Source organism: Verrucomicrobiota bacterium, assembly GCA_016871495.1.
Lineage (GTDB): Bacteria > Verrucomicrobiota > Verrucomicrobiia > Limisphaerales > VHDF01 > VHDF01.
The window spans coordinates 1-5,520 of sequence record VHDF01000157.1 but is presented as its reverse complement, the minus strand read 5'-3'; the positions used below and the strand labels follow the sequence as shown (position 1 = coordinate 5,520).

At 57.3% G+C, this 5,520-nt stretch carries 2 protein-coding genes; one reads left to right on the top strand and one right to left on the bottom strand.

Features of this window, described 5'->3' with window-relative positions; all coding sequences use genetic code 11:
- The coding region (locus FJ404_19175; GenBank protein ID MBM3824975.1) for a hypothetical protein at window positions 1-1,726 on the top strand (1,726 nt) is incomplete at its 5' end.
- 1,284 nt (window positions 1,727-3,010) lie between these two features.
- Here the strand turns inward: FJ404_19175 and FJ404_19170 are convergent.
- Entirely contained in the window at window positions 3,011-4,807 is a 1,797-nt protein-coding gene (locus FJ404_19170; protein MBM3824974.1) for a hypothetical protein, read from the bottom strand.
- Window positions 4,808-5,520 lie beyond the last annotated feature (713 nt).

The window sequence follows — 5,520 nt, the reverse complement described above, 5'->3', positions numbered from 1 at the left end:
TGAATACCTGTTCACCAACTTGGTTCCTGGCACCTACAAAGTCACCTTCGGCACACTGGCGGGCTACGTCCGCACTGTGGCCGACACAGGAGCCGACGCGACAGACAGCGATGCGGACACCGCGACCGGCATGACCGGCAACTACGTGCTCGCCGCCGGTGACAGCAATCTGACGGTGGACGCGGGCTTGGTGCTCGAGCAAACGGGTGGTGGATGCACCTTCACGATTGGATATTACAAGAATCATCCTGCCGCGATTCAACCATTGCCCATTTATCTTGGCACTGTGGGAGGTCCCAAGACTCTGGTCGTTACCTCCACCGCAATGGGAGTGAACGTGCTCGGCCAGAAAACTTACGGCAAGCCAAGCAATGGAATTACCAAGCTCTATGCTCAATTGCTCGCCGCGAAAATCAGTATCGCCAACGATGCGGATCCAGCAGCCGTGTCCAGCTTCATTACCCAAGCTGACCTATTCCTGGCCACGCACGATCATAACGATTGGAGTGGGTTGTCTTCCGCCGAGAAGGGTCTCGTGCTCGGATGGCATACCCAAATCGACAACTATAACAACGGCATCATCGGACCCGGCCATTGCGACGACGGCGGAACCGATCCGGGCAACGCGTCCATCTCAGGATTCGTTTATGTGGACCACAACAACAATGGATTGAAGGAAGCGGGCGAACAGGGCATTCCCAATGTCGTGGTCGTTCTCGATGGAGTTGATTCGAACGGAGCCCCAGTTCATATCACGACCACAACCAACGCCGACGGCTTCTACAACTTCGATAACCTCCTTCCAGGAACCTATCGGATCACGGAATCCCAGCCTGCGGGTTATGTGGATGGCCTCGATACGATCGGTACTCCCGGTGGGACGTCGTCCAATGACGTGTTCAGCAATATCGTGCTGGCTGCTGGCGTCAATGGTGCAAACAACAACTTCGGTGAAAGACTGCCCGTGCTGCTCGCCTCCCTCTCCGGCTACGTTTATCTGGACTGCAACGACAACGGGTTGCGCGAGGCGGGTGAAGCAGGGTTGGGCGGGGTCAAAGTTACCCTGACTGGAACCGACGATCTCGGGGCAGCGGTCAACGTGGTGGCTTACACAGGGCCGGATGGTGGTTACATGTTTATCAAGCTCCGTCCCGGCACCTACACCCTGACGGAAACCCAGCCGGGAACTCACCTCGACGGCAAGGACACGATTGGCACTCCGGGAGGGACCACCTCGAACGACAAATTCTCAAACATCGTCGTGATCTCGGGAACAGTCGGGACGGAAAACAACTTCGGTGAAAAGTGCTCTGCCCCGCCCGTCTTGACGGGTGGCTGCACACGAACCATCGGATACTACAAGACCCGTAAGTCGGCGATTCGCCCGCTCCCGATTCATCTTGGGGATACGGGTGGCGCCAAGACGGTGGTGGTGACCACCGCCAACATGGGAGTGGATGTGCTGAAGCAGAGCGTCTTCGGAACCCCGTCCAACGGTATCACGAAGCTCTACGCCCAGCTCTTGGCCGCGAAGTTGAACATCCTCAGGGGCACCAATCCGGCCGCCGTCGCGGGGATCATTGATGATATCGACGCCTTCCTCGCCACGCACAATTGGCTGGATTGGCCGTCCCTCTCCGCGGCCGATCAGGACACCATCCTGAATTGGCACGGCGACTTGGATGATTACAACAACGGATTGATTGGTCCGGTCCACTGCGACTAATCCCGAAATCCACGCCTCTTCGCAACTTCACGCCCCGCATTCGGCAACGAATGCGGGGCTCTGTTTTCCGATCGATGCCTTTAGCCTGTCTTTCGCAACTGGGCTGGTTTGGGATGCGTAAGTGCCTGATTTACAACGCAGGCGTTTCCAAAGTCTGGAACACAACCCGCCTTCAGGGGGCGGTCGGCAACGCGACGAGTTCCTTGGCACGCGTTATCGAAGGAGGCGCCTGCACCGGTAATCTTCCTGACTAACTTGATGCTGAAGCTACTCACCATCCCGCACCCTGGCCCGGCGGAGATTTTTGCTTACCACGGCAACTTCCCTTCATGAAACTTCGCAAGGTCCTGGCGATAAACCCATTCCGAATCACTCACCGGAGGCAGCGTCATAAAAACGGCAGTGGGCCCCGTAAAAGCGACCCCATCCGCTTTGTTGCAACAGCTTATGAAATCGCTACTTGGCACCAAAAAAGGTGAACTGTGGAGCAGTTGGATTTGCCAGTGCAGCAAGCACTTCGAGTCGTATGGGGACTTCAACTGCCGTTTCAAGGATCAAGGATAGGCCTCGTTCTTCGTCGTGTTTTTCTCAATGGGCCATGGAATGGGCGAGGCCCACGACGACGGAATCCCGCCTTCAATCCCAAAGGGATTGTGTCCTTCAGCCCAAGGTTGCGAGGAACGAGCTACCTTGGGTTGCCGTTTGGAAATGAATTCAACCGCAACGCGGTTGTGGCTTAACCCCGCCAAACGGAAATAGGATTTCGTCACAACCCCGGTGGGGTTGTTTTCCATTGGCTGACTGTGACCCAAGGTAGCTCGTTCCTCGCAACCTTGGGCTTCGAGTCGGAATCCCGTTGGGATTCCTGGCGGGACGAGTTTGAGTTGCGTTTCGTTGGTTGGGGCGGAGGTCAATGGGGCGGCGTCAATGGGGTCAAGTCTTAAAAAGTGACATAAAAGTGCGAAAAGGATCATTTCATCTTGGGCAGCGGTCTGCACCGCAATTTCCGCCGTGATCCTGCAAATCCCAGGCCATCTCGCCTGAATCGTTTTGCTTCCTTCGTTCCTTTCGCCTCGTTCTTCGAATGCGCGGGTGTGCTTGGGGACGGCGAATGGATGAAGGCCAGATCGCGCTTGGGCTCGCAGGCATCGGTTCAGCGCTCTGGGGCAAACGGGCGGATGCAACCCGCGTGGAATTCGTGATAAGGGCGTTCTCCTCCCTGCCTCTTCTCAATCTGGCCGTGTGGTTTCCACCTGGGTTGCGTCATCCGGACCCCAACTGGATTCAGTTCGCCTCGCCCTCCTGATCCGAAGCAAACAGCTCGCCACTGAGCTTCCCTTCGACCACGCCTTTACCAGGATCGAAGCTCATCAACCGCAACTGGCCCGCCGTGATGGCAAGCCCTTTGGGCACTGTCCCGCTGGCAACAGGCTCAAGCAAGCGTGCCTGAGCGGGACTCGCGAAGGCGTCGAGTCGCATCGGTTTCCCAGTGGGATCAGCCCCTGGAAAGCCCGTGTAAAACGTTACCTCCACCGTGGCTGGGTCCTTCGGCCCCGACGATGCTCGGCTGATGAGAACAGTCCATTTCGTGCCACCCCAAGGAGTCTTCTCAGAACCGATTTTGAACGTTGGATTGGCAAAAAGGACCGGGTTCCGATCCTTGATCAACGCGATCTGAACTTTGCCTTGCGCCTCTTCCAGTTTCCCATCCGCGGCTCCAGGCTTTTTCAAAGCGAGGGCAAATTCCAAGTCGAGCGCGCCTACCTTTGCAATGGCGCCGATTTTCTCGAACGGTTTCAGGGTCCATTCGGGGTACGGTGGTTTTATCTCTTTCTCAATGTTCACGCGCCGGGTCTTGACGAACTCCTCAAGGCTGGCGTGTCGCTGTCCGTCGAAGTCACTCGGTTTGGAAGGATAGCCCCTGAGCAACGAGTGAAGTGATTGGAATTGCTCCTTCAGCTCCCCCTCGTTCCACGTCTCCTTCAGCAAAGCACGCATCGCGGCGAAATAGCGTTCGCGCCCTGCAGGCAGATTGTACAGTCGCCGCGTCAAGGAGGTTGCTGCCTTGACAGATTTTGGGGGGACGAACGAAGGATCGCCCCAAAACATATTCTTCTCTTCGGCCAACTGATCAATTCCCCATGGGATGAACTTTAGACGGCGAGCCGCCGCGTGGTAATAGATGAAGTAGTTGTTGCGGTTGCTGGCATAGCCATCCCAGTGGCCCACGAGAACCTCCATGGCCCAGAAACGCATAAAGGCATCCACATCGAGGACCTTTTCCAGCGCGCCCAGGACCTCCTCATCCGCACGCTCCAGGGCCGCCAAAACATCGGACAACGGCTCCGCAGTTCCCTGCGGACCGAATTTCCACTCAAACCGAGGAATGCCATCGCGAGAAAAATCCGCAACCGTGCCTTCCCACAGGGAGCCGTCGTCCTGCGGGTAGCGGTGTTTGAAAAACAGGGCGTCCACCGACTCCACATTGGAATAGATGCCGAGTGGCTGGCCGTTGAGGGTCACGAAGGCCAGGTTGCAACGGGAGGCAAGCAACCCCGCCTTGCGAAACAATGCGTAGCCGATCACCTGGTTCAGACGCGACGGATCTTGCCGGTTATTGTTCAGCGTCAGCGTCTGCAATCCTGCGAATCGCTTCTCCTTGTCATACTTGTCGAGTTTGATCTTGAGCGAAGGGCGGTCGGGACTCAGGGAGCCTACGAAACCCTTTTTCCGGACAGACACAGAGCCGAGGGAAATGCCATCCACGACGAGTTCCGCCCGAAAATCCTCGAAGAAGCGATCGCGTTCCTTGGCAGGCAAGTCCGTGCGCAATGTCTTGATCAAGGAGCGTTCCTGCACACGCATTTTGTTCCAGTCCTCGGTAGCCATCTTCAAATCGACTCGCACCAACCGGGCCGTGTCAAAGAATCGGTCGGCGTCGTAAGGCGCAAACTCCTTCGCGAGCAGGCCGAACCCCACCATCCAGATCGGCAACAACCCACAGACTCGGGTGGTTACGCGGAGGAAGGAACAGCGGAAGGTGTGGAGGGACGATGGACACCGGTGCGGCTTGAGATGCATGGCAGACGGGAAATTAGTTGGTCATTTGATGAATACAATCCTGTTCATCACAACCGATCAGCAACGGGGTAGCCCCGACTTGTCTGAGGTGGCAGGCTTGGCGCCACGTGGGGGGGGCGAACGCGTCATCCGAAGGCACACGACCCGTGTCGTCGCTTCGGATTCGACGAAGACGTCGTCCGGACCCATCTCAAACCGGTGCCTCGGCAAGTCGTCGGGGCGCGCCGTTCACGGCGCTTCCGCTCGCGCCCATCGGCCGCGGCGATTTCCTCCCACTCCATGGCCCGCCCTGGGTGAATGACTTCGCCCTGGCAGCACCCTTGCCCCGTTGAAGACACGCCTTGAAGCGGCGTGAACGCCGCGCCTCGGCGCTGCGAACGAGGTCAATGGTGTCCGGGGCGTCGCCATGACTAGCAATAGCGATGATGGATATCATACGTAATAGCCTGTTTACGCGATTGTGTGTGATAAAATGCGACTTGTCGTACTGACGAGCTCTCGACTTGTTCTGAAGGGGTGAAATCCCGGCGGCGCACCCCTAAACGCCTCTTCGCTGCCAGCGGTCGAATCAAATTGACCCGTCTGGGGTCGAATCAAACGGACCCGTCCCCGGGTGTGAGGATTTAGGGTTTTGGAGGTTTGGATTTCAAGATTTGGTTGAGTAAAACTCGGACGCATCGCGAAGGATAGGGCTCTGCGGGAGCGCAACGCGA

Bases quoted from the DNA above. Each gene is read 5' to 3' on its own strand.
- FJ404_19170 (MBM3824974.1), bottom strand. From the start codon at position 4,807: ATGCATCTCAAGCCGCACCGGTGTCCATCGTCCCTCCACACCTTCCGC.